The sequence below is a fragment of the bacterium (Candidatus Blackallbacteria) CG13_big_fil_rev_8_21_14_2_50_49_14 genome (genome assembly GCA_002783405.1).
Lineage (GTDB): Bacteria > Cyanobacteriota > Sericytochromatia > UBA7694 > UBA7694.
In genome coordinates this window covers 93-24,101 of the sequence record PFGG01000063.1, presented here as the reverse complement: position 1 = coordinate 24,101, position 24,009 = coordinate 93, and the positions used below count along the sequence as shown (strand labels likewise).

The window sequence follows — 24,009 nt, the reverse complement described above, 5'->3', positions numbered from 1 at the left end:
GTCAGGGTTGTGGCTGGAGAATCAGTTTACCCTGAATCAGAATATTATTCACCTTTGTCAAAGGGGCATCAATCGTCACCAATATGCCCTTGATGGTCACATTCTGGCCCTCGACCGTCACCGGCCCAGTGGCTTTGATGGTGATTTCACCCTGGGCATCCACCTTGAGCTTGTGCTCAGAGCGATCATACTCAATCACAGTACCATCTTTAAACTTGCGATGAAACTTGTCTTTTGACTTGACCGGCGGGGTGTCTTCTTCAGAATAAACCGCCCCGATGATAATCCCCTCTTCGCCCCTGGTATCCAGGAGCAAAGCAACCTGTGTCCCTATATCCACAGTGTCCAGAGCCTTATCGTCCTGAGAAACAGAAACAGGAAGAGGCAACCAATGGGTCAGCATATCATCGAGATCGGGAAGCCTGACCTTGACCTGGTAGGTCTCTTCGTCAAATTCTTCAATCAGACCATAGCGAAGGGTGACAGCAGACTCTTTCAGGGTTTCATTCATACAGAAACCCGCTTCATCTGTGATTCAGTGCTATAGCCACTGCGCGAAATCGTATGTTTGGATTCGACAATCATATACTCTCCATTCAGTTTGCCAAACTTAGAGGCGGTCACTCTGGCCCCAGCTACCAGTGAAGCATCTCCCCACAAGTTAATCGTAAAGCTGGTTTTATCGATCTCTTGCCGTTCTTGCTCGGCATCAGCCACAGCTTGAGCCTGACCTTTTGAATCCACGGGCAGAATTTTCTTATGGGTATCACTGGCTGTTTTATCCAGTGTCAGTTTGTTCTGGGCTTCGCCCTTGACCAACTTTTTCTTTCTGCGGTTTTGGTGTTTCACCTCTGTTTTTGCAGGCACTTCAGTGATTTTGTCCCGGTATTGGTAGCTGATCAGATCTGCCGGGGTAATGACACGAACGGCTTTTTGAGAAGCCAGGTCTTTCAGTTTGGCCACGACCAGCGTCTGGTTATTATCCGTCAGCTTGACCTCATAGCCATATTCCCGGCACAGGCGCACCAGAAAGGCCCAATCCGTTTCACCGTACTGGGTCGCTTTGGGGATCTGAATATCTGCAATTTGTCCGCTAACCTTGGCCTTGAGGCGTTTGGCTACCTTTTCGACAATGGCCTTGAGCGTGGTCTTTTCATAGGCTTTCCCAAGACGCGTTCTTGCCTGCCGACTCAATCCCGCAGAGAGCGCACGAATCCGAACAGTAGAGGGAGGGCCTTCGATTTCAATCTCATCCACTTCAAAGGCCCCGGCCTTAATCAGGGGCTTGTGGGTATAGCCATATTCCAGCTTGATTTCAGCTCCCTTTTCCGGGTACCAGGCATCCATCCAGCGGCCATCTGGGTCAACCAGTGAAACATCCAATTCATCAGATTGCCCGGTCAGCCGGTCAGTATAGACAATCTCTGTGATATATGGGGCCAGATCATGGGTAACATCCTTGCCCGCATAGAAAAGCTTAAAATCTGGTTTGATGGCTTGTTTCACTTCCACGGCGGAAGCCCTACAATATCTGCGGCCTGCTCAATCAGGGGGATATACAACTTGAGGCCAGAGGGCAGGGCAGGCGCAATCGGGGCATGGGGATTGGTTTCGATCAAAAGCCCGATCTGGTTGATATCACGGTAATACTGCCAGGCAATATTATCCCAGCGTTCCCCCTCTTTGGTAATGTGTTCAAGGTATTGCTGGCTCATTTTGGCGGGCCTCCGAGGCGACTGCCCACTTCACCAAAGGCCTGCAGTCTTTCAAGTGCAGGCTGAGTATTGGCAGACAGGCCAACGGCTGAAGACATGTGTCCAGCCGCAGCGCTCAATCCGCCCAGGTCAGTGGATTGTTCCAGCAAAGAGGCTGCTGTAGTGATTTCAGTTTGCGCCTGGCTTAAACCCGTGGCCACTTCACCGGCATCTTGAGCAACGACAGCCATCTCCTGGAACTGCTGAACATTTTCAACGGGTAGCAATTGAGCCATTTCAGCCAGTTCAGGAGCATAGGCACCGGCCAAACCAACCGCACCCAAAATATCTCCATTCTGAGCGCTGGCCACAATGTCATTCACACGGGCAGAGGCTTCGCCAATGGTTTCAATCGTTCCCATCACAGTATCCAGGGTTTCAAGGAACCCACCGGGCGGCTCAGTGAGCAAGACTGTGGGATTGGTGATTGCCTCAATCGGCAGGGTATCTACAATCACGCCGGGGGGATTGGGTTTTGCTGGGTCGCCAGTATACTCTTTGAGAGCGAGATTTAGCTCCATGGCAATAATATTCCCGCTGGGATCGGTATGCCGCAAAGCCACATCCAAATCAGGGATAACAAAGACCCCGCGATACTCACCCGTACCCATCACCAAAGAGAGGGTGTCCTGATTGTCCATGTGTTCTTTGAGCTTGCGCAGCTCATAGGCAGGGTCACACCAATTAGAATGCAGGAGCACGCGCCAAGAGATTTCATCAGGGGAAAAGCCCGTAAACTGAAGCCCAGACTTGCGGCCAATCAAAGCTAGATCGGCATAAGAGGCAGAATATTTTACACCCAATTCAGAAGGGCCAGTCAGAACTTCGATTTCAGTATCGCCCAGAGTCGCAAACGCAGTCATCAGGCATGGCTCCGTTTTTTGTCATGGGTGTAGCGATCCATAAATCGCTTGAACTCGGGGTAGAGATCGCGCACCGCTTGCTGCATTTGCTGCTCAGAACTTGCACCTGGCAGAGCACTGAGCTGAATCACAGGCGCGAAGGTGATATTATGCCCGCCGCCAGCGTTCCCTCTGGCAGAAGCTAAAGCCAGAGATGGGCCAGACAGTTTCTGAAAACTCGGAGTTGCAGCCTTTGCCAGCTTACCCGCAGCACCCGCTACACTGGCTGCTTTGGCTACCATGCCCAGCTCCAGGCCAGCACCCAGATTTTGACCATAGTTCATAAAGACACGGGACGGGGAATGGATTCCAAGGATGCCTGTAAATGTGCTCTTGATATTGTTCCCAATCTCTTTGAGCCTGCTCATTACCGCTCCTGCCGCTGAATTAATTCCATTTATCAGGCCGTGCATCATATTTGCGCCAATCGATAAGAATTTTTCGGGCAGAGCCATAAAATGCGCCAGCATTTCTTGTCCTTTGCTGATCATTTCAGCCAGTGCCAAGCCGAATTTTTTCCCCATCTTTTCAGCCGCGCCACCAGTGTCATTGACTGGGCTCAAAAGGCTTTTCAACCAGTTCCAAACGCCTTTCAAAGCACCCACAATAGGCTGAATAATCGGGGCAACTGCTTTGAAGGCACCATCAAAAGCAGGCTTCAGTGGTTTCAACCCAACCATCAGGCCATGCCAAAGCCCTTTGAAAAAACCTGAGATCGGTTTCCAGTATTTAAAGACCAATATTGCGCCAACAGCCAGCGCAGCAATAGCAATCCCCGCAGGATTCGCCAGAGCAGCCATGCCGACTGCGCGAATGCCAAGAGCAACTCCTCTCAACAGAGCAGGAATCTTGGTCAAAAGACCAGGGATTTTTCCAAAAGCTCCGCCAATAGCGCCGGGGATTTTTAGTAGTGCGCCTGGCAACCCAGCAAACAGCCGACCAACTTTACCCACAGCGCCAACAATTGAACTTCCAAAACTCTTGGCTGCATTACCCACAGAGCTGAAAGCAGATTTGAATATTGCTGAAAACTTTGGCATTGGGATTGGCTTATTGGCCGCAGCGACAATGTTTGCTCCTGCTGAAGCATTCCAAATTTTCATTGACAATGCCGCATCTTTGCCATGCTTCGCGAGCTTACCAGCTCCAGCGGCAATCTTGCTCGCGCCCGTTGCAGCATGTCCGAAGGCTGGCAGAGCCATACCAAGACCCATCGCTGCTGTTCCACCCACAACCAAAGCAGCCCCACTGAGCAGGGTAAAGGCTGTAGCCATCTTTGTAATTTGTGGATGTTCTTTGGTGAATTTCTGAAGGTTTTCAGAGAGCTTTCCAAAGCCATCTGCCATGGCTTTAAGCTCAGGAGCAATGGAACCACCAAGGGTAGCAAGCATATTGGTAAAAGTGCCTGTCGCAGAATCCCAAATGTTGGTAAGCGTCTTGAGCTGAGCTTCTACTTTGGTATTGAGATCAGCTTGGTCTTTCTTCTTTTTTTCCATGGCGTTATAAGCTTTGATTCCGCCAGAAATAATAGTGGATACCATTTGAGCATCTTGCCCGCTTCCGAACAAAGAATTCAGAACGGAGGCTTTTTTATCTGGAGCTAGTTTGTTAAGCTTTTCGAGCTGAGAAATCATATTGCGCTCACCAAGAAATTTGCCTGATTTGCCAAAGAACCGCATCTCTATGCCCAAGGCTTTAAGACTTTTTTGAGCCGCTTTTGCTTTGTCTCCAATGCCGTATTGGTACTGTTGCAATCCGCCCGCAAGGGCTGCAAAGTTAGTACCAACAGTTTCTCCAGAAAGACCAGTTTTGATAAGCATCGCAAAGAGAGTGCTAAGCCCTGATGCTGATTCCAAACCCTGAGCGCCAATTTCTTTCAGCTTGCCAGCACTACGCCCAAAAGCAAGCTCCATCTCTCCTGTTGTTACGCCAAGATTTGCTGTGCGCTGAATGGTATCCATAAACTTTTCCATGTCTTTGGATGCAATCCCAGCAGCCTCTCCAGTTTTAGCAGCAAAGATCGCGGCTTCACGGTAGGGCATTTTAAGCTGAACGCCAAGATAGGCAGCAGCTTTACCAACACCCCCAAGGATAGAGTCAGCCTTGACGCCCTGCTGATTCAGGGCAGTCATCATTTCCTGAAAGTCTGCGGTTGTGCCTGGCAACTTATTACCAAGATCTGTCGCAAGTTTATTGACGGCTTCAAAGCCCTGAGAAACGCCCTTAGAGTCCATCATCGAGACTCTAAGCTGAGTTGCCGCGTCTTCAGCTTCAGCGAAAGCTTGAATGGGAGCCTGCATTGCCCCAAGAATCTTCTGGCCCATCGCCCGCGAAGCGGCCCCAATCGCCAGGAGTTCGTGACTGAATTTCTTGACGTTGCTCTGAGCTTGCCCAAGAGGGCCTGAAGCCATATCTTTGAGCGTCAGCATCATGGCTAAAAGCATGTCAGACATGGGTTAATCCTCCTTGGGGGTATTGATGTGATTCCAGTAGGCGACAGACTCCTGACACCACCACGCCAGGTCATCAAGATCCATGCAGTCTATTTCAGACGGACTGGCTCCAGTGACATGGCAGAGATGAACAAGAAGCTGAGCGCTGGGTAGAACTACTTTCCCAGCAGTTTGTTTGAGGCCTGAATAAGTGCGTTACAGTCATCCAAGTCCATTTCGAGAAAATCGTCTTCGTAGTTCAAAGATTTTCCATTGATAGTGGTGGAATCAGCGGCCAGAATCATACCGAATTCGTTTGGATTGTCAGAAATGCGCATGGCGTTTCTGAGCTGTCGCCCTTTGGCTTTGCGCACAATCGCAGTGCGACCGTCAGAAAGGGTGACTTCAAGCTGGTTGGGATTGGTTTCTTGAGTTACGGGCTCCATATTTCAATTATCCCCCTATGTTACTTCTGTAAGTCGCCAGCATATCGACCCCACCGGCTTTGTAGATGTTTTCGAGCACGTCAATTTCGACAATATCTTCGCCATTGACGGTCTGTTTCATGTAATAGCAGGCAAAATCTGTCTCAAGCTCCACATTGTCTTGGGGCTTGAAATTCCCGCCAGGGAACTTTTTAAAGGCCACCGTCAGGTTAATAACGACCTTTTTCTGTTCTGAACGGCCTTGACCTGTCCAGGATTCCAGTGAACCACGCACCTGAATCTGCACAGACTTGAAGGGATTGGCTGTTTTCTTCATGGCATCGGGGTAAAGGCTTGACCATTTGATCTTGCCTTCGAGCTTCTCAAAGCCAGCGAAGGCTTCAATGCTCCCAACCATTCCCAGTGCTTTGTGCTCTGCTGTTTTCACCTTAATTTCAGGTAAGGTGATTTCTTCAACCCGACCCAGCAGACTATTCCCCTCAAAGAAGACATTGGCATTGGTCAGGCGGTTGATCGCAATTTTAGACATGGTTTGCTCCTTTTACGCTGCGGCCCCAAGGCCAGCCAGCAAATTGATGTCGAGGAAGGATTCAAAGGTGATGCGTTCTGCCGGGGTCGGCGGAATGAAGGTCACATCAAAGGTGAGATGGCCCAAGGCAATCTCTGTGGGGGGATTCTTGGCGGGATCGTAGGTTACTTCACCGTCTACAATCGCTCCACGTCCGATCAGAGTACGGACAAAGGCATTGGCGCTCTGAATGATGGCATCAATCAGAACATCGTCAATCGGGTAATCAATGAACTGGAGCATTGAAAACTCGATGGATTCATGCAGAACATCAGCGGTACGGCGCACAGAAACGAAGTTTTTGGGGCTGGTGACTGAAGGCCATGCGGCACTTCGATTACCCCAAGTGCGCAGACCCGTTCCAAAGCTGTTAAAGACCGTACAGATTCCGGCTTCGTTGAGCTGGTTGGCTTCAGTATTGGGATCGTTCACGCGGGCAGAGATTGGGAATTCAGAGCCTGTGATGCCCAGGATTTCCAGATTGGAGGGAGACCACCAATAGCCATTTTCAACATCACGTCGACACATGACTCCTGCCAGACGCTGGCTGTAGGGTTCCAGACGTTCGGCATTGAGCACGGTATCGTAAACTTTGAGATGGGGATAGCAGAGATAAGCCCGCTCTGAGCTGGTATTGAAGTTAATCGTGCCCGCAGGACCGCGCCCTGCAATGGCTTGGGCGGGTGTCGTGCCGATTGGAGCATCGATCAGGGCAATGGCTTTGAGCTTTTGCGCCATTGCAATCAGCTCAACTGCAACACTGTTCTGAGTGCAGAACACGGGTGAGATTAGAATCTTGGCGAAATAGCCGAAGAGGTTATACGTGTCATCCAGGGCCTGGATGCCTGAACGCTGCCCCCCCACAGAAGTGCCGCCGATAATATCCGAGGCCAATACTTTGGTAGGATCGGCATAGTCATAATCCGCTTCAATGGCTTGACCTGCGGTAATATCACCTGTCGGAATTCGGGTGACTTTCCCGGTCACAGGGTCAACTGAATAGTCTGTATCTTTGACATAGGTGACCGTCCCGCCAGTATTCTTCAAAACCAGATTGGCGATATGTGGATGCGCAAGGCTCAAGGTGCCATCGGTACCGAAGGTTTGAGCTTCAGCAGCCACAGCGGTTTTATGCACAGCAGGGTCAAGCACATTAATCACGATCACCGTGCCATAGCCTTGGTCGAAGATCGCATTCAGAGCTTGGGGAATGGTAAAGTTAGGGGTCTGAGGGCCAAAAGCAGCAGCATCCCGGTCAGAGAGCACCACTGTCGGCGTATTGACTGCACCCATTGGGGCAGAGCCAATCAGGCCCACCACAGCAGTTTTAACGGTTCGGATGGGGCGGGGGCCTTTGTCCACCTCGATGGTTTCGACCCCGTGAAGGTAATTGACAGCCATTAGGCTTTTTCTCCTTTGCTTTTGCTGGTTTTGGGCTGGGATGGCTCAGGAACAAGTCGCCGCTGGCTTACCAGTGCCTGGACGTATTCATTGTCTTCAGGCAAGCCATATTTCTGGCCGGGGTAAAACAGGACTTCGCTCCCGTCTGCCAATGTGACCCCAGAGGGCGGGCCGTTGTAGGTATAAGTGGTCATGGTCAAACCTCATCGAAAGTTAATAGTTTCAAAAGCGGCCCGATTACGGGCTCTGCATCATCCACCCAAACCGCTTGCGTGTTCAGGATAATGCTCATGCTCCAAGCCCCTTCTTCCTGACCGTGATTCGTGACCCGGCCAATACGGAAGGGAGTCAGACCAGAATCAGGGGGCACCCAACCCAGCAATGCTTTACGGCTGGCTTCGAGCAGCGAATAAAGTCCTGTTCCAGAGCGCAGCGAGCGAGAGAACAAGACCAATTCATAGCTCAGCGTGACGGGCTGGGCTGTGGTGAAGAGATCGATTCCGGGGCCGGGATCGGCCCCAGTAAAGACCACCAAAGCAGCCCCAATAGGATGGGTAAAGTTCCACTGTTTCTCTGGGAGAGCTTCAACCGGCAGCGGCGACAGAGCAATTTTCAGCCGGTCTACGATGGCGGTCTCAATATCCAGCTCCCAGGACATGCTCAGTACCCCAGATTCGTCATGATGGAATCAGGGGCTGAATAGGCAATGCCGGTCGGGGCGGCACTGCCCGTATCTGCGGTTGACAGACCCAGACTGACTTCGCCTTTGGCCAGCATCTTCAGGTATGCAATAGCATCCTCATAGCGCTTGCGAGAATCTTCAAGGTCTCCGAAACCACGCAGATTTTGAAGCCTGTACATGGCAATATCTATCGCGACCCGCCTCAGGACAGGGGGCACTGAGGCCAGCGGTAATACATAGCGACCGGCCAGATACCCGTCGATTTCAGCAAAGGCATCATTCAATGCTCGCTGGATTGCCACGGTATCCGGGGTATCTGTGCCTGTCAGGTTGGCGACCAGATTCTCAGGGGCAGCGGCAATCAATTCGGCGGGTGTGGCGTAGTCCATTTTCACCCGGCCTTTTTAGAGGATTTAGGGGGTGTTTTAACCCCGTTTAAATCCACCGCAAGCGCAGCCCCGGCATCAATCAGGGGCTGGGCCTGTTCAGCGGGGAGATCCAGCAGGGTATCCTGCGGAATCATCTCCCCGTCATGTTTAATCGGTGTGACCGTCTTGATTTTCACAGACCTAAGCCACCGCGTTCGTGATCAGGTATCCGGCATCAGCACCGGCAATGACGGGGGAAACCTCGTCAATCACGGGGTAATACCAAGAACGATCATTCTTGCTGTAATTGGCCTCTTCGGCCACCGGGTAATTGCGCAGACGGTAAGTGTACGCGTAGGACGGTGAGCCCATGGCAGCCAGAGAGGCGGGGGCAGCGTAGGCCAGCACCACATCTTTGCCCCAAACATCGGTGAACGCGCCTGATTCATCGGCATAAACAGCCTTGCCGACATGCACCTGGTCAATATCCCAGAGCGCGGCCAGCATTTGAGCGGTTACGGAATCCCGACCCGTGTACTTAATCCGATCAATGATCTGCGGATGGGTTTTCAGGACTGAGAAAACAGCTGCTGAAATGATTGCGACATTGGGATAAAGCCCTGTCTTTGTGCGAATTGCTTCACGGGCAGTTTCAATGTCTGAAGAGGGTTTCGAGCTGGCATCACTCCACTGCGATGTTCCAGAGAGCGTAACCTTATTGCTGGCAGCATAGGAGGCCGCATTGCGGGCCAGTTGGGCCTGTTGGTACTCCAGACGCAGGTGAATAATATCCATGACCTGGCTGACGGCAATCTTGCCTAAGTCAATACCTGGAATAGCTTTCGCATCTTCGAGTAATTCAACAGGGACTTTTCCATTCAGAGCGTGTTGTTCAAGGGCATAGGGGGTATTGGAATAAGCAAAATCTACTGAACCGACATTCCCACCGGGAGCGCGAGCTGTGCGGTAGAGCTTGAAAGCTTCTTTGCCAAATTCAACGACCTTCCCACCCCGCTGACCGACAGGCACATAAGGGAAAAGATTTAAGCCGACATGTTCGGCATTGCGGTACCCACGGGCCACTTCAGTCAGAACGGGATCGACGACACGGGCCTGGGCTGTGTTCATTTGAGCCATTGGTTTTTCTCCTTGGTTTTTCTTTAGTTGGGAATCAGCAGAACTTCAATGACTTGCCCGGCAGCCGTGGCGGCCTGCAAAGTACGGCCCACGGTTACACCCGTAGACTTGGTGACAATCCGGCCATCGGCCAGAGCTTCTACTTCTGCCCCTTCAGCGATAGCGGCAGAGGCTTCAATCGGAGCTGTGCCCATTGCAATCACCGGAGCGGTCTGACCTGAAGAAGTGTCCATACCGGCAACCCCCAAGGTATTTCCGCCTGCGGTCGGCAGCCCTCCTGTCGGAGAGACCAAACGATTGCCGGTTAAACCGGCAGTCGCAAGAATACTCAGCGTTAAAACGCTTCTGAACTGTGCTGACATTTAGCTTGCGCCTCCTTCAATGGCTTGAATAGCTTCGACATAGGTCTTGCCTGGATTCTTTGCCATCCAAGCTTTTACTTGGGCGTGCAATGCCAGACGCTCAGAATTAACTTCGTACTCTGAGGGCGCAGCAAAGCTGACCGCAGGAGCGGCAGGCAATTTTTCACCAGCAGCTTTTTCACCCAGAGGAACCTGAACAGGCAGAGCAGAGAGAAAATTTTGGAACCCATCCAGCAAAGGCTTGTCTCCTTCGCCCAGATCGACGGTTTTGCCCTCAAGGGATTCCATCAAGGCCAGCGCAAAGGACTCCTGAGCAGGCAATAGGCGACCCGCCTGGATGTGGGTTTGAAGCGTTTGCTTCCATTCTTTGCGGCGGAATTCGCGTTCGCGCCGTGCCAGATCTTTTTCAGCCAGGTCAACTGTCTTTTCACGGTCAGTTACCTTTTGTTCCTGCAAGAGAATAGCGGTTTGCTTTTCAGCCAAAGCTACGGCAGGGTCTTTGTTTTCGTCACCCATGCGGGCCTCCATAAATTCAATGGTGATATGGTCAGTGTCCTCGCTGTTATAAATCACACCCTTCAAACCTTTGACCGCAGGGGGCTGTGCCCCTAAGAAACCCAAGTGCTTGAGGTAATAACTCCCAGGCATCGGGTTCGCAGGGCTGTCGGGGGGATAAAGCGAAACACTGACCTTTTTGTACAATTCGCGATCGAACATATCCGCAAGCTCAGGCACCAGCCCTGTTTCCAGCCAGAGACCATCAGAGCGCAATTCAGCAGAGCGAACCCACCCAAAGGCTGGGTCATCTGTGGCGGGGTGTCCCAAGACCACAGGGGCTTCGTGTAGGGAGGGGTTATAGCTCTGGGCGATTTGCGCCAGGTCAACAGGAGAAATGGAAACAGACCCTGACAGCCCTGCCCAGGTTCCCGCCTTGAGGGCGTGAATCCAAGCATTGCGTAGGGTGCCGGGTGATGTTTGAGTTTGCTTAATCATGCCCTTAGCATAGGGCTGAAAGCAAGGCAGCGTCGTGGTGACATAGTTCACACTGATTCTCACGCCTGGATTCCCCGTGCCCTAGCTTGCTGGGCCGGGGAGGAAGGCGTGTCAGGTCGTAAGACCTGAGCTAACCACCTATCAGACGTCAATACCTTGATTTTCGATGTAGCGCTTGATGGTTTCGATGGTTGCCCCGCCAGTGGTCAGAATGCAATAGCTGTCTGTCCAAAACAACGGCTTCCAGTAAAAGCGTTTGAGGTGTTCTGCATACGCTTGGCGTACCATTCGGCTGCTGACAGATTTAAAGTTATTGACCAGTTTGGAGGGTTGTACTTTGGGGTTGGTGGTAAACAGAATATGCACATGGTCGGGCTCTCCGCCAAACTCGATAAGCTCTGAACCCCACTTTTTGCACAGCTCTGAAAACAGTGGGTCATTGACACTGAAAGATGTATTTCAGGCTTTGCCTGAAACAAATTTAGCGAGACGCTGTAGAATCGATTTTAAGGCCGGTGTGGTTGTGGTTTAGTATCAACATACCACTGATGGGTGTAAAACAAAATTTAAACAGCTTTCAAATGGGTTTAAATGTTATTTGTATCAATGAGATATTCTCACAGATATTGCTTGCAAATTATTTAATGATGAAAGAAACTAATAAACAAGCACTAAATTTTGAGGCACTATGTACTACAGACGTAAATTACTTTTGAACTTAATCCAGACTTTTGGCAACGCTCTGACATCCAGACAAGTTCAAAAGCTTATGTTCATTTTATCTCCAAAATTAAACAAACCTCATTATGACTTCGTTCCGCATCGGTTTGGTGCATATTCATTCGTCATAAAGTCAGATTTACTTAACCTAGAAAAGAACGGGCTATTATACAAATCAGCGCAACCATCTGTGTGGAAGTTAATCACACATGAGATCCCTGAACTAACACCAGTTGACCGCCGTTTGATGAACGATCTCGCGATTAATTTTGCTAACCTGCAAGAATCAGAACTCATTAAACACACTTACAATGAGTATCCAGAATATGCTGTAAACAGTGAAATAGCCTCACAACTACTGACCGAGCCTGAGGTAAAAAAAATACAAGCATTTAAACCAAAGTCTGATTTATCTGCTATTTACACTATCGGTTATGAGGGTTTGTCGTTAGACGCATTTGTACAAATTCTTTTAAAGAATGACATCCAACATTTATGCGATGTAAGAAAAAATGCCTACAGTATGAAATTTGGCTTTAAAAAATCTGAGCTTTGCAAAACACTTGAGTCAGTTTCGATTACGTATAGTCACCATCCAGAATTGGGAATTGAATCTGAAAAAAGGAAAATTGTTCAAGAAACTGGAGATTGGAATCAGCTCTTCAATGAATACGAAGCCACAATAAGTAATAACTCGACCAATTTATTACCGCCAATATTGCACTTATTTGAAAACAAAAAACGGATAGCATTAATGTGCTTTGAGCATAAATCCTGTAATTGTCATCGTGGAAGATTAATAAACGTTATTCAAGCGAATAAGGAGATTAATGTAATAAATTTATGACTGACTACTTTGACCCAAACCCTCAGGATTTAAAGGTTTTAATTACAGTAAAAACATATCCAACATTGTCCACGAAGTATGCGGAAACAGTTTGTACTGCTGGCATAACAGATGATGGGAAATGGATAAGGCTCTATCCTATCCCTTTTAGGCAAATCGAAGATTTTGATAAACGTTATCCAAAATATTCATGGGTTGACGTAAGAGCGATACGGCGAGATACGAAGAAAGATTTCCGGGTCGAAAGCTTTCAGCCGATAGATATTAACCAAATAAAAGTAAGCCCCAAAATACCAACAGCTAAAGACCCTGGATGGTCTAAACGACGTGCGTTGACTATTGATAAAGTGCGAATTTACGATAGCTTAGACGAATTGATTGCTGATTCTAAGCGAGACAGTAACCCAGTCCCCATTTCTTTGGCAATGTTTAAGCCTACTGAAATTTTAGATTTTACCTGGAAACCTGATGACAGAACATGGAATAAAGGGAAAGTCTATGAACTTGAAAATCAACTTTCTCTCTTTGATGATGTTGGAGGCAATTTAAAATCAAGCCCATTTAAAGTTGTGGACAAGCTACCTTTTACTTTTAAGTACAAGTTTAAGGATTCCAAAGGTAAGATTAGTAATCTGATTATTACTGACTGGGAAACAGGCATGCTGTATTGGAAGAGTCGAAAGAGCACGCAGACAGATGAAGAAGCGTGCCAAAAGGTCAAACAGAGATACTTTGATGATTTTATAAAAAAAGATATTTACTTTTACATGGGTACAGTATTTAACAATCATCTGCTTAACCGCCCAAACCCATTTTCAATTATAGGGGTTTTTTATCCTCCATTTTTACCTGAAGGCTTTACTAAACAACTGAATATTTTTGAAGATATTTAAAAAATCAAGCTTCACGCCTTCAAGTATTTTTCAATTGTCTGCAAAATAACAGATCTGTCTTCATCCGAAAAACCAAGATAGGGCCGACCTGGAATATTACCCCAGGGAATCGGAGCCCCGCGCTTGGTTTTACCAAAAGCTCCCTGGGATGCTCCGAAATGCTGCACACGGGAATAAATCATGCCAGAGCCGATCTTCAGCTCTTGTGAAGTGGCCCGGTAATGAATGGTTCCAGAGAGGGATTTGCTTTCGCCAATCAGGGGCTTTTTCCCAGAAGCGCGGCCTTGGCCTTTCTTGGTCAGACCGCCTTTCTTTTTAAAGTTCCCCTTGGTCTTGTTAAGCATCTTCAGAAGTGTACTGTCTTTGTTGGCTGCCCACTTTTGGCCGTCTGGGCCTGTGCTGGTTTCAAAGCGCTTCTTGACACTTTCGAGCATCTCTTCGCCGATCTCTTTCATAACAGGCCGAAGATTGCCTGACTTTTCCTTCAATCGGAGCAGGGTATTCAGGACGGTTGAGTCATCCAGCTTGATATCGAACTGCATCAGAAAAAGTCCTCACCCTTAATGACATTGAGCTGAAGATCAAACTTTTCATACTGGGCGATCACATGAATTCCGACACCTTCGATTTCCTGACCAATCAGCCAGAGATTGGGATTTGTAAAAGAGAGAAAGGCTTCGATATTGTAATTGCCAGTTTGGCGCTGGAAATGATAAACCAGCTCAGTGACTTCATCGGGAAAGAGCCTCTGTTCTATATCAGGCATGGGGAGCCCTGTTGTATAATAAATGTAGCAGGGGATTACTGCGAAATCGCTTTCGGACGTATGGAGAAGGCAAGTGAAATTGCATGAATCCGTCGCAGACCTCCTGCTAAGACTTTCTCTGATAAATGAAAAAACTTTTCATCGAGAGCATTCGCTTTTTCCCCAAAACCTCAAATAGAACAACATAGGTTTGATTCCCAATTGCTTTTTTATAGGCAAGAAAAGGTGTGCCTCCACCAATATCTGTTGCTCCCCTGTTTTCAATAATGTCAGGTGAGTTTAATACTTCGGGAATTATCTTGAAATCATCGGGTTCAACAGGCTTTTGGCTATTCACCATTTCACCAACCACATCTTGCCCCGCAACACCATGTCTATCACGAATGTGATTCAATGCAGACTTGTTCAAGGCAAAATCAAAGCCTTTAATATCCACATTTTTCATCTCAAATGGATTCTCTATTGGCGGCTTACCGTGCTTGATGCGTTTTCTATTTCTAGCAGCCAGCTCTTCTGCTGTTTCCTTAAATGTCCAGCCACGGATCATCTGAGCATCTTTGGATTCTATCAGCCCCAATGTTTGAAATTCTTGGTAATTAGGACGTTTTTCAAATACTCGCTTTGCGTATTGTCTGGCAGCATCTGCCGTCGAAGGTAAATCACGATATGAACGGGCAAACTGGTCTTTAATACCTTCTGGCAAATTTTCCATATAGGCTTTGACAATTGTGGTATCCCATTGCACCGTTTTTTCTCCCATGGCGCGAACTGTATCACTGACGGTATTCCCAGGCATGTACCCCCAGCCTTTGTCTATGCCGAAGGGTTCACCTGTTTTGGGGTCAATTTCCACATCAGGGGCCTGGCCAATGTCTGAGGGATTATTCTTGCCTTTGACCCGACACTGACAGCCCCAGCCATTGGGCGGGTAGTGGGCGTTCCAGAAGGGATCATCAGCAGGGAGCACCAAACCATCCCAGGCTTGGTGTTGTTTGCGAGGGTGAGCCACGGCTTTGCTGTGAATGTATTCCCAGTGCGTGAAGCCTGCCTCACGCAGTTGAGCCAGACGGCCAGCTGAATAACTGGTCAGCATATTGGTCTGGTAAATGACCTTTGTGCGCCAGTTAAACTCCCCGCGATAATCCCAGCCATGCTTGGCAGCAATGCTTCTGAAATCTTTGCGAAAGGCATCCAGACTTGTTCCCTGACTGATCGCTTTATCTACAGAGGCAGCCAGGTCAGCGAGTAAATCTGCTTTGGCAGCGCCTGCCACGATAAAGCCCCGATCATGTGCCTCTTTCTGCATGTCTGTCCAGCGTTCTGTGGGTACTTGATTGCCCAACTTCTGCCGGAAGAAAGCGACTTGCTCCTGGAAAGGCTCTCGAAAGACGCCTGAGATAGATGGTTCAGGCATTTTCAGATTCCTTACTCAAGCCATCGCATTCTACGCAAAGACTGATCCATTTAGGGTATGAGGGAATCTCTACCTTTTGCCAATTTTTTGCTTTTGCACCGCACAAAGCCTTACCTATACCATTGGGCACGAAATGAGATTTTGATCGTGGGCCACTTCTAAAAAGGATTTTTTCAGACTCAGGCTTCATTATCATTCTCCTGCTCGACATCAAAGCGACCCGCCAGTTCAGCCGTCATGAGGGCCAGCCCCATAATTTCACCCAGTTCATCACCAGGCAGATCTGCATAGGCATTCAAAAGGGCATCGCGCAGGCTGGGTAGGTCAGGGGCAGTGTCCACCAGATTCTGGATATGGGCCAGAATCTTTTTCCAGATCGGGGCAGTCTGTTCATCCAGGGTCTGGGTAAGAGGTTCGACGGGGGTTGGGGGTAATTCAGTTTTGTCTCCCTCGGCCAGCTCTGGCATCTGAAAACCAATCTTAAGTTCGCGTTTTTGTTCAGCGCTTGTCTTTCCCTTAAGTTTTTCAGCTTCGCCTGTTGTGGATGGTTCGGGTTTAATGGGTTCATAATCGTCCCCATACACTTCTTTAAGGGCTTTAGGTGTGAGTCTGTATCCCATGTCAAAGAGGGCTTTGTCTCGCTCTGATCTGGATTTCAGGTCTTCGGCATCTTCCATGTCGCGCCAAAGTGTTGGGTAGGCTGCACCGGGCAGATTGAAATCAATCAACCAACGCACCCAGGAGTTATTTGCACTCTGGCAGACCAGATCAGCATCAGCTTTCACAAGGTCTTGGCGCACGTCATAATGCACAGTCGCTTGAGAATAGCTGCTTCCGTCTTCTGTGGTCATGGTCTGACCCAGAATAACCTTTGCAATGGCGCTGTCCCAATAATGAAGCCACTGCTCATAAGAGGCATTCCCGCCACGACTGGCTTCGAGCAGTTCAATTTTTACACCTTCGGGCACGATAATCCCGGCATCAGTGGCCGCAGCCTGAACTGCCCCCAAGAGCATAGAACGCTCTGCCTGATCGGTTCCGTTGGGGAATGTGCCAACTGTGGTTGGAGCTGCAAACTTTTCCATGAATCGCGCCCAAAACTTTGCCCCTTGACGTTTGAACCAGACGGGCCAATAGAGTGAGTGACCCAAGCCCAGACCATAGGGCTCATCATGATGAGAGGCCCCCACTGAAGCCGTCCAGAATTTACGCTCTGGCAGGGCCTCACCCATGACATTGTGACTGGTTAAAAGCAGCAAACTGTTATCCGGGGCAAAGACAAAGCGGCGACGATCACGCACGCGAATGTCTGAAAGTTTGACCTGGCTGTTTTCAATCTCCCACATGACCTCTGCCACAGCATAGCCATAAAAACGGGCATAAAGCATGTGATCGGTGATGGTATCGAATTCAAGGTTTTTCAGGGTTGCTTCAACCAATTCAGCGGCGGCTTTGTCCTGTCGTTTTGTTCCACCTGGAACCACATCCCAGGGACGGGAAAGTACAGCATTGCGGCGTTGCGAAAAACAGGCAGATACCTGATCATCTCTGAGCAGTTCTTCATATCCCTGCAAGCCACCAGCTTGGGTCAACACTTTGTCTGAAGGAGTCAAATAGGGCAGGGCTTCAGTATAACCACGGGTAATATCTCTCCCGTCGTTTGTCGTCGCAATTTCAATCAGGTTTGGTTTTTTAGTATCCACAATAATTTACTCCTGAAATGCTCCCCCAGGTACGCAGAGGGAGATCTTTTTCTGTTTGGCCTGTTGTCTGTATCTGACTGTAATCTGGTGGAGCTTCGGTATCTGCGGCAGCACAGGCCAGAGCCAGAGCCCAGAATCTATCCGCGTGACTGCCATTTGCCCGACCGGCAGATAAGCGAGGGCTTCCAGTGGGGCCAATGGTTTTGGTGACTGAATGTAAGTCATCACGCAAGGCTTGTACATGGGGAATTCTAATCAGACGGTCTTCCATACGGGTTTTGAGTACCGTCGCGATATTCAATTTGCGCTCACCACTAAAATTCACAGCTTCTACTCTGCTGTGTCCGTGCTGGTATTTCGCCCATTCAACAGGCTCACTGCCCATTCCCGTTGAATCCATGGCAGCCCTGAGAATCCGGTATTTTCTGAACAATTCATTGATGACTTCTTTTTGCTGATGCCAGGGGGTTCTGAAGAGTTCGCGATACTCACGCAGCCAGAGCACATCCCCGACATTTTCGAGCAGATACATTGTGGTTAAATCGCGCTCACGGCCAAAGTCTACCCCCAGGTAGCAATAGCCTCCGGCATAAAGATCTGGAATTCCAGCATAAGGGTCTTCACAACTATCAATCAGGTCATAGGTCAGCCAAGCTGTGGCCGCGTCGATAAACTTACATTCAAATTCCTGTGCCCAAGCATCAGGGTCATTCAGGCCCGCTTTAAGCTCTTCAATATTGCGAGGCAACCCATCAGCGACCGCCTGATAAATATCTGTAATGTGTCGGGTAAAGCCCATTTTGTCTGAGGTCATGATTTCATAAAATTTATTGCCCTTGCCGTTGGGCGTAGAAATGACGCGCAGTTTTAGGCCAGGTTTGGAAATCACCGGGAAAAGGGCTGTCCAGATGGCACGGCTGTCTTGATGGTGAGCAAATTCATCCAGAATCAGGTTTTCTGTCATGCCGCGTGCAGTGCGCGGATTGGCTGCAATAGCCCGTATCCTGGAACCACCAGGAAGCCGCACCTCATAAGCTTTGTCTTCTTTGCTGAATTCTTCTTCGAGGTATTCAAAGGCCATTTGAAAGGCATTCAAATGCAGTTTAACCCCGTTGTCTATCGCATCTTTGGCGCGGTCTTCTGAAACGGAGAGGATCGTCCAGCGTCGGGGTCTCCCCTCAGATTCTCCCTCCAAGCAATCCAAAACCGATTCAAGTGTTGTGGTAAATGTTTTACCGCATTGACGCGAAAACATCCCGACTTTAAAGCGGGAATCGTCTTTCAGATAGCGCTGCTGATAAGGATAGAGAACAGGCCCATCAGACCCCATACAGGGCCTCTCTGACTGCGCGAAGGGTTTCTGGATCTAAGCGTTTTTTGCCTTTGGTCTGTTCTTGAGCCTGGGCTTCGAGCGCAGAGAGTTTGGACTTAACTTCATCTTCCCAGCGTTTTTGACTGACACTGGCACGACTGGCTTCAGAAATGGCTCTGGCCGCACCTGAAAGCAGTTTGACCCGTTCGCCAGGATCGGCATCTTCGGCATCCTGCAAATTGAGCAGGGCTTCAAAGAGTTCTGTCTGCACCAATGAAATGACGGCAGCAGAGCGGTGATCGGCATCATCAGGGGCGGATTGAGCAATCATACGAGCAGCCTCTGTACTGGCCTTGATTGCACTTAAACGGCGCTCAAGCTTTTGCCCATGGCGATGAATAGCCGCATGAGAGATATCAAAGCCCTTGTCTTTCATCAGGGCCTCAAGTTCTTTGTAGCCAGAGAAGCCACGATCTATCAAAGCTTTTTCAAGCCATTCGCGCACTTCGGAAGGCATGATTGCAATCTTTGAGGGTTTCGCCATGTTTACCACTTTGGGGGGCGGGCAATACCGGCAGGACAATCAGAACGATAATCCACCAGATCTTCGCCATCGGGGGTAATGGTTGCGTGCCAGAGAGGCTGATTGTCATTGACTTCAATCAGGTGACGGCCCTTGAGGTAGTGCATTTCTTGCCTGACCTGATCTTGGGTAACGCGCAGAGGCACGTCTTGAGCGGTACGCAGAATCAGGTACTCGCTGCACCCATAGGGCCGGGCATGCCACAGGGCAGACAAAATAATCCAGCGCAGGGTTTCGCGCTCGGCACGGGCAATATCCATAATGTCAGGCATTTCGTTTCAACTCCAGCATAATTTCATAAACCTTGTCTAGCTTGGCATTCAGCACCGTCTGGTCTCTGATTGTGTCATCACGGCGCTGGTACTGAATGGGCAATTCAACCAGGAGTTTTCTGAATTCAGCCTCCACACGCTGAAGCTCCAAGCGGTTTGCTTCAAGTTGCGCTATGAACTGCTTATTTTCTTCGGCGACCTTTTTTTCAAAGCTTGAAAAAACCTTTGAAACAAGACGCTGAATCACTCCAATCAAAAGAGCAGACCAGGCCACAGCCAAACCTGAAGCCCAAGCGACCTGCCCCCACTCAAGCGTTAATGTCATGGCTCACCACCTGTATTGCCAAGGGGCTGAGTCGTAACCACCCGCAGAACAGCATTCACGACAGGCAAAACACCCGCCATAATCAGGTAGAAGTTTTCACCCACCAGAGGCTTTAGCATCCCTGTACTGGCTTCAAGGGCAGTTAGGCCAGCGGCCAGGGCGTTAAAGATCAGGGTCTTTGAGGTATACCAGGGCTTTTTAGGCTGTTCCTGTACAGGCTGATTATTTTCCATGAGGTCTCCGATCTGTGAATGCGATATGATAGGCCTCAAAGGCCATTTGCTGAGAGGGAAAGGGCTGACTGGTGAAATCACCCACCATGTAATGCCAGCCCCGATTCCCCAAATAAAACTGAACTTTACGCATCAAAATTTAGCCAGGTCGTAAGAGACTCTGCCGCTATAATAACGGGCGATCAAATACTGACGGCGCGGATTAGCACCTGCCTGAGCAATGCCAACATGCACCCAGGAGCCGAATTCATCAATCACCTGATCGACAGGCAGATTCATAGCATGGATATACCGCATAAGCTGAGAGGAAGACATGCCTTGAACGTGAATATCTGCGGCGCGTCCGTCCATGTGCGCTGAGGTAGTTGACCCTCCGATGACCCGATTCAGAGCCGGGGAACGGTACCCGCTGGTGATCAGCACGGGGCGGGCCAGTTTATCGCGTAGGGGCTGAAGGGCCGTTTTGCAGAGGCGCTCCAGATTGGCGATATGCGCCGCACCGGGTTCATTTGAAATATTCTGACGGGCAGCAGTCTGAGAAACTGTTAATTCAGAAAGATAGAAATTGGGTGAAAGTTTGGGCATGATGGCATCCTCCTGGATTGAGAATGCCAAAAATGAAGGGGTTAAGTCGTGGTGAACTAAATCAAACTGAGTGTGTTTTCGGTTCTTAAACCTTGTATTCATCGAGAATGTAATAGATATTTCGCGCACTTCTACCGAGTTGTAATGCTGTTAGATGCACCGCCCTACGACGTGAGTTTCCTTGTGAAACAAAATTGCGAAAAATTTGTATAGCCTCTCTGTGTATAGACCTGGCTTCTTTGGCGCGATTACGAACAATATAAATCTCTTCACCACCAAACTTCAATACAAGAAGTCGAGCCAATTCCAGACCAAGCTTTTGCTCAAAGAATTCATAATCTGTCCCGTTTGGCTGACGAGGGACTTTGATAGATAGACCACCAAGAGCCTTGATAATTGTCAGAGCGTTTTCTTTGCCCAATTCAAACTCAAGAACACCAATTTGATCTTCAGATATTTGTGGCAATTTTGTATATTCTTCAAGCGGGAAAAGAGAGGGCTGTTCCATTATCTTTTATCCTTTGCAGGCGCTGGCATTTTGAAAAAATCTGCCAGTGAGGCTTTAATTTTCTGAACTTGCTCAATATTGAAGAGGCGTTGCTCTTCGGTCATTTTGGGAGCCATGAGCTTTAAGGGTTCTGGCCGTGGGGGCAGGGCTGCAATCAAATCTTTAGGAACAGGCCAGCGCTCCACTTCAGGAAGCATGGTCAAGAATGCTTCTTCGAGACGGGGTCTGTCCTGAGCTTCATCCCATGAGGTAGAGTATTTCCACAGGGCCTTAATCCAAGCCTTGCCGGTCATACCGATGGTTTCTGCCGGGGGCTGACCAGGCAACCCCAAAACAACGAGATGCTTCAGACCATCAGAAACCACATCACGCAGCCATTTCGGCGGTTCTTGGCGTTCAACCATTTTTAATATCCTCCAGGGCAAACAGGGCCGCAGCCGTTTTACTTTGATACGTTGGGCGGGCAGGCATGGGGGTTGGAGTAATCACAGCTTGAGTAGAATCTGAGGGCAAGCCTTCCAGAACCCGCTTGAGATAGTTGTGATTGTTCATGGGTTTCCAGTTCCCTGAAGCCTGCTTTTCGCGCAAGATTTCCACAGCTTTTGCAAGCCCTGTGGATAACCGAGCTTTGTCTGAATCCAAAGCCAGAACTTCTTGAGCCAGTCGCAAGGCACGATCAAAGGAAAGAGCGCGTGAGGCAGAGCGAAACAGGCCCAGGTATGAAACAAGGGGGCGAGAGGTTGCGGGTTCGAGCTTTGCCAAAACCACCATCAATTCACGCCCAGCTTCGCTATCCAGCGCAGAAGCCAGATCGAATTCAGCAAAACAAGAGGGGCATTTGATTCTCATCGCGTGTTTCTCCGTTTCTGGTCATAAACCAGAGCCGCCACAACCTTATGCAGTTGATCAGGTGTGGCCCATTCAAGCCTATCAGGAGCTTTGTCACCAAACATGTGTTTCAGCATGGCTTCGATATATGTCACGGGCCGGTCGCCCAACATGGCATAGATTTTCTTGACCATGCGGATTTTATCGTCGGGCAAGTTTACACGGGGTTTATGCCACGGTTTTTTGCCCTGCAAACGCTCCATTTCAGCAATCAACTTCTGGCGTTCATTGTCGTCGAGGTCAGCAGCACTGCGCTTTCCGGTTACACCTTCGAGCAGATCGCGATAGCAATCATCATCGAGACCCAAGCGCTTTTTGGCGGCATGGATAATTCCCAGTTCCTTGCGGCGATCAGGTTTCATGCTCTGCACCCCCGGATACATTCATCCAATGCTTTGAGTTCTTCAGTCAGAGCTTCAATGGTGGCATCCAAACCAAAGTGAATATCCATAGATTGATCCAAGCTTTCGCGCTCATACTGTTTACCAAAGGCCAGTGCTTCTTCAGGGGTATCAAAGACATGGCGGGCCTGAGGAGAATAAACGAAGCCTCCTTGCTGCATCCTGATTTCAGGAGGCAAGATTTTAAGCTGGTCAGGGCTCCCTTCTTCAAGTATTTTTTGAGCGTGAAGGGCCGCTCCAACTGTGGGATAAGAGCGCTGAATGATTCTGCCTGTGCGAAGATTGCGCAGGTGATAAAGCAGGGTGCTGGCATGCTGGTAAACCCCAATGTAGGGCGTAGGGTAAAATACGGATTCTCTCATTTAGGGCCTCCCATCTGTTTTTCGCGCAGGGCATGAAGTTCTTCGAGATTGTTCTGAGCAAAGAGATCCATCTGGCGCACCAGCTTTGGGACTTCGCGCCGAACATAGGCAGAAGCTTTCCGTGTAGCCTGTTCCAATTGCATTGCCGCTTCCGCTGCGGATTGGAACTTTGCCTGACGTTTGCGGTACTGCTCTGATTGAGGGCAACTGCTCCAGTGCGGGGTATGGGTTCCGTGCTCAAAGAGCTTTGCGCGGATATGCCCATTGATCGGCATGTTTTTCCCGTTCTTGGTCTTGACCCAGGTTATTTCAGCCTGACAGGAAGAGCACGCCGCCCAGTTTTTAGGGCAGGCGCAGAAATGGGAGGGACGGTTGCAGTGGCAGGGTTTAGGTGTGTGAATCATGCCTTATCACCATCCTTAATTAAAAGATTTTCACTCGCGAGATCTTCGAGTCGCGCAATCTCTTTAAGAAGAACTTTTTTAAGGAGATTGTGTTTCTCCCCCTTTAGCGAAACAACCCAGTGGACAAGCCAATCTAATTCATCTTCAATTCCAACCAAACGATAAATGGTCTTGGTGTCAGACTCGATGATCACATGTCGATGACAGGATTCACATTTCGCGGTTTTGACAAAATAACATGCCTGGAATGTTTTATCTAGAGAGAAATCATCAGCATATAAGCAGCCACAGTACGGGCAGGAAAAACCATTCTGAATGGCCCCTAAAACCAGATAATTAAGGTCAACCCCAATTGCAGCAAGAGCAGGCAGAATAGTAACCTGAGGATACCTTTTCCCCGACTCATAAAGAATCAACGTCTTATAGCAGATTCCGATTTTCTCGGACATTTCGCGTTGAGTAAGACCTAATTTTTTTCTGCCCACTCTGAGACGCTCACCAAATTCAAACATTAAGTTCATGCTTCGGCCCCCTGTTCCCATTTGTGTTGTTTGGCCAAACACGGGCGACAGGTGACAGGTTCAAAAGTAGGAACCCAACTTTCATTTCCACCCTGCCGTGAGGGAAGAAGCTTTCCACAAATTGCGCGATCCAGGATAGAGTTCTTGTGAGCAAGATGAACTTCTGTCCACTTGTTTTGTTTATTTGTTTTCCGAATAAAGTTTTTCATGGCCTATACCCCCAAGTC

35 protein-coding genes are annotated in these 24,009 nt (G+C 49.1%); 2 read left to right on the top strand and 33 right to left on the bottom strand.

The window, feature by feature from the left end; translation table 11 throughout:
- Position 1: 1 nt before the first annotated feature.
- The 15 genes from COW20_15300 to COW20_15230 all read right to left on the bottom strand — a co-directional run bounded on the left by COW20_15300 (position 2) and on the right by COW20_15230 (position 11,477).
- Entirely contained in the window at positions 2-511 is a 510-nt protein-coding gene (locus COW20_15300) for a phage baseplate assembly protein V (protein ID PIW46653.1), read from the bottom strand.
- Positions 508-1,512, bottom strand: coding sequence for a phage protein D (locus COW20_15295; GenBank protein PIW46652.1), 1,005 nt, complete (start codon positions 1,510-1,512; stop codon positions 508-510). The genes COW20_15300 and COW20_15295 overlap by 4 nt, the downstream gene beginning before the upstream one ends.
- Entirely contained in the window at positions 1,503-1,715 is a 213-nt protein-coding gene (locus COW20_15290) for a hypothetical protein (GenBank protein PIW46651.1), read from the bottom strand. The genes COW20_15295 and COW20_15290 overlap by 10 nt, the downstream gene beginning before the upstream one ends.
- A complete protein-coding gene (locus COW20_15285) occupies positions 1,712-2,617 on the bottom strand; it encodes a hypothetical protein (protein PIW46650.1) in 906 nt (301 codons plus the stop codon). The genes COW20_15290 and COW20_15285 overlap by 4 nt, the downstream gene beginning before the upstream one ends.
- A complete protein-coding gene (locus COW20_15280) occupies positions 2,617-5,109 on the bottom strand; it encodes a phage tail tape measure protein (GenBank protein ID PIW46649.1) in 2,493 nt (830 codons plus the stop codon). Before COW20_15280 ends, COW20_15285 begins: the two co-directional genes overlap by 1 nt.
- Before the next feature lie 155 nt (positions 5,110-5,264).
- Positions 5,265-5,534 carry a hypothetical protein gene (locus tag COW20_15275; protein PIW46648.1) on the bottom strand — a complete coding sequence of 90 codons (270 nt, stop codon included), beginning with the start codon at positions 5,532-5,534 and terminating at the stop codon, positions 5,265-5,267.
- Between the two features lie 7 nt (positions 5,535-5,541).
- Entirely contained in the window at positions 5,542-6,063 is a 522-nt protein-coding gene (locus COW20_15270) for a phage major tail tube protein (GenBank protein PIW46647.1), read from the bottom strand.
- Between the two features lie 12 nt (positions 6,064-6,075).
- Positions 6,076-7,503, bottom strand: coding sequence for a phage tail protein (locus tag COW20_15265; protein PIW46646.1), 1,428 nt, complete (start codon positions 7,501-7,503; stop codon positions 6,076-6,078).
- Positions 7,503-7,697 carry a hypothetical protein gene (locus tag COW20_15260; protein ID PIW46645.1) on the bottom strand — a complete coding sequence of 65 codons (195 nt, stop codon included), beginning with the start codon at positions 7,695-7,697 and terminating at the stop codon, positions 7,503-7,505. The genes COW20_15265 and COW20_15260 overlap by 1 nt, the downstream gene beginning before the upstream one ends.
- A 2-nt stretch (positions 7,698-7,699) precedes the next feature.
- Positions 7,700-8,161, bottom strand: a complete 462-nt coding sequence (locus tag COW20_15255; protein PIW46644.1) for a hypothetical protein — start codon at positions 8,159-8,161, stop codon at positions 7,700-7,702.
- Positions 8,162-8,163: 2 nt separating this feature from the next.
- Positions 8,164-8,574 (bottom strand): DUF1320 domain-containing protein, encoded by a 411-nt coding sequence (locus COW20_15250; GenBank protein PIW46643.1) that lies wholly within the window; start codon positions 8,572-8,574, stop codon positions 8,164-8,166.
- Positions 8,575-8,754: 180 nt separating this feature from the next.
- Positions 8,755-9,690, bottom strand: coding sequence for a hypothetical protein (locus tag COW20_15245; GenBank protein ID PIW46642.1), 936 nt, complete (start codon positions 9,688-9,690; stop codon positions 8,755-8,757).
- 23 nt (positions 9,691-9,713) lie between these two features.
- Complete coding sequence (locus tag COW20_15240; GenBank protein ID PIW46663.1) at positions 9,714-10,016, bottom strand: DUF2190 domain-containing protein; 303 nt, start codon at positions 10,014-10,016, stop codon at positions 9,714-9,716.
- Between the two features lie 36 nt (positions 10,017-10,052).
- The gene (locus COW20_15235) at positions 10,053-11,096 is read right to left on the bottom strand and encodes a hypothetical protein (GenBank protein ID PIW46641.1); all 1,044 of its coding nucleotides are present in this window, start codon (positions 11,094-11,096) and stop codon (positions 10,053-10,055) included.
- A gap of 90 nt (positions 11,097-11,186) precedes the next feature.
- Entirely contained in the window at positions 11,187-11,477 is a 291-nt protein-coding gene (locus COW20_15230; protein PIW46640.1) for an IS200/IS605 family transposase, read from the bottom strand.
- Between the two features lie 256 nt (positions 11,478-11,733).
- Between COW20_15230 and COW20_15225 the strand changes: the two genes are divergently transcribed.
- A complete protein-coding gene (locus COW20_15225) occupies positions 11,734-12,612 on the top strand; it encodes a hypothetical protein (protein PIW46639.1) in 879 nt (292 codons plus the stop codon).
- Positions 12,609-13,505, top strand: a complete 897-nt coding sequence (locus COW20_15220; protein PIW46638.1) for a hypothetical protein — start codon at positions 12,609-12,611, stop codon at positions 13,503-13,505. Before COW20_15225 ends, COW20_15220 begins: the two co-directional genes overlap by 4 nt.
- An 11-nt stretch (positions 13,506-13,516) precedes the next feature.
- Here the strand turns inward: COW20_15220 and COW20_15215 are convergent, their stop codons facing one another.
- The 18 genes from COW20_15215 to COW20_15130 form a co-directional block, all read right to left on the bottom strand.
- A complete protein-coding gene (locus tag COW20_15215; GenBank protein PIW46637.1) occupies positions 13,517-14,047 on the bottom strand; it encodes a phage virion morphogenesis protein in 531 nt (176 codons plus the stop codon).
- Positions 14,047-14,271, bottom strand: coding sequence for a hypothetical protein (locus COW20_15210; protein PIW46636.1), 225 nt, complete (start codon positions 14,269-14,271; stop codon positions 14,047-14,049). The genes COW20_15215 and COW20_15210 overlap by 1 nt, the downstream gene beginning before the upstream one ends.
- A 106-nt stretch (positions 14,272-14,377) precedes the next feature.
- Positions 14,378-15,685 carry a phage head protein gene (locus tag COW20_15205; protein PIW46635.1) on the bottom strand — a complete coding sequence of 436 codons (1,308 nt, stop codon included), beginning with the start codon at positions 15,683-15,685 and terminating at the stop codon, positions 14,378-14,380.
- A complete protein-coding gene (locus COW20_15200; GenBank protein PIW46634.1) occupies positions 15,678-15,875 on the bottom strand; it encodes a hypothetical protein in 198 nt (65 codons plus the stop codon). The genes COW20_15205 and COW20_15200 overlap by 8 nt, the downstream gene beginning before the upstream one ends.
- Positions 15,865-17,394: a portal protein gene (locus tag COW20_15195; GenBank protein ID PIW46633.1), complete on the bottom strand. Its 1,530-nt coding sequence runs from the start codon at positions 17,392-17,394 to the stop codon at positions 15,865-15,867. The genes COW20_15200 and COW20_15195 overlap by 11 nt, the downstream gene beginning before the upstream one ends.
- Entirely contained in the window at positions 17,378-18,718 is a 1,341-nt protein-coding gene (locus COW20_15190; GenBank protein ID PIW46632.1) for a terminase, read from the bottom strand. Before COW20_15190 ends, COW20_15195 begins: the two co-directional genes overlap by 17 nt.
- Positions 18,708-19,244: a hypothetical protein gene (locus COW20_15185; GenBank protein ID PIW46631.1), complete on the bottom strand. Its 537-nt coding sequence runs from the start codon at positions 19,242-19,244 to the stop codon at positions 18,708-18,710. Before COW20_15185 ends, COW20_15190 begins: the two co-directional genes overlap by 11 nt.
- Positions 19,245-19,246: 2 nt before the next feature.
- The gene (locus tag COW20_15180; GenBank protein PIW46630.1) at positions 19,247-19,555 is read right to left on the bottom strand and encodes a cytoplasmic protein; all 309 of its coding nucleotides are present in this window, start codon (positions 19,553-19,555) and stop codon (positions 19,247-19,249) included.
- Entirely contained in the window at positions 19,548-19,880 is a 333-nt protein-coding gene (locus COW20_15175; protein PIW46629.1) for a hypothetical protein, read from the bottom strand. Before COW20_15175 ends, COW20_15180 begins: the two co-directional genes overlap by 8 nt.
- Positions 19,877-20,113: a hypothetical protein gene (locus COW20_15170; protein ID PIW46628.1), complete on the bottom strand. Its 237-nt coding sequence runs from the start codon at positions 20,111-20,113 to the stop codon at positions 19,877-19,879. Before COW20_15170 ends, COW20_15175 begins: the two co-directional genes overlap by 4 nt.
- Before the next feature lie 132 nt (positions 20,114-20,245).
- Positions 20,246-20,698, bottom strand: coding sequence for a peptidase M15A (locus COW20_15165; GenBank protein PIW46627.1), 453 nt, complete (start codon positions 20,696-20,698; stop codon positions 20,246-20,248).
- Between the two features lie 85 nt (positions 20,699-20,783).
- Complete coding sequence (locus COW20_15160) at positions 20,784-21,206, bottom strand: hypothetical protein (GenBank protein PIW46626.1); 423 nt, start codon at positions 21,204-21,206, stop codon at positions 20,784-20,786.
- Positions 21,206-21,610 carry a hypothetical protein gene (locus COW20_15155; GenBank protein ID PIW46625.1) on the bottom strand — a complete coding sequence of 135 codons (405 nt, stop codon included), beginning with the start codon at positions 21,608-21,610 and terminating at the stop codon, positions 21,206-21,208. The genes COW20_15160 and COW20_15155 overlap by 1 nt, the downstream gene beginning before the upstream one ends.
- A complete protein-coding gene (locus tag COW20_15150; protein PIW46624.1) occupies positions 21,603-22,055 on the bottom strand; it encodes a hypothetical protein in 453 nt (150 codons plus the stop codon). Before COW20_15150 ends, COW20_15155 begins: the two co-directional genes overlap by 8 nt.
- On the bottom strand, positions 22,052-22,456 hold the full coding sequence (locus COW20_15145) for a GemA protein (GenBank protein PIW46623.1): 405 nt from the start codon (positions 22,454-22,456) through the stop codon (positions 22,052-22,054). The genes COW20_15150 and COW20_15145 overlap by 4 nt, the downstream gene beginning before the upstream one ends.
- Positions 22,453-22,857 (bottom strand): hypothetical protein, encoded by a 405-nt coding sequence (locus COW20_15140; GenBank protein PIW46622.1) that lies wholly within the window; start codon positions 22,855-22,857, stop codon positions 22,453-22,455. Before COW20_15140 ends, COW20_15145 begins: the two co-directional genes overlap by 4 nt.
- The gene (locus tag COW20_15135) at positions 22,854-23,132 is read right to left on the bottom strand and encodes a hypothetical protein (GenBank protein ID PIW46621.1); all 279 of its coding nucleotides are present in this window, start codon (positions 23,130-23,132) and stop codon (positions 22,854-22,856) included. The genes COW20_15140 and COW20_15135 overlap by 4 nt, the downstream gene beginning before the upstream one ends.
- A gap of 125 nt (positions 23,133-23,257) precedes the next feature.
- The gene (locus COW20_15130) at positions 23,258-23,803 is read right to left on the bottom strand and encodes a hypothetical protein (protein ID PIW46620.1); all 546 of its coding nucleotides are present in this window, start codon (positions 23,801-23,803) and stop codon (positions 23,258-23,260) included.
- Positions 23,804-24,009: the final 206 nt, after the last annotated feature.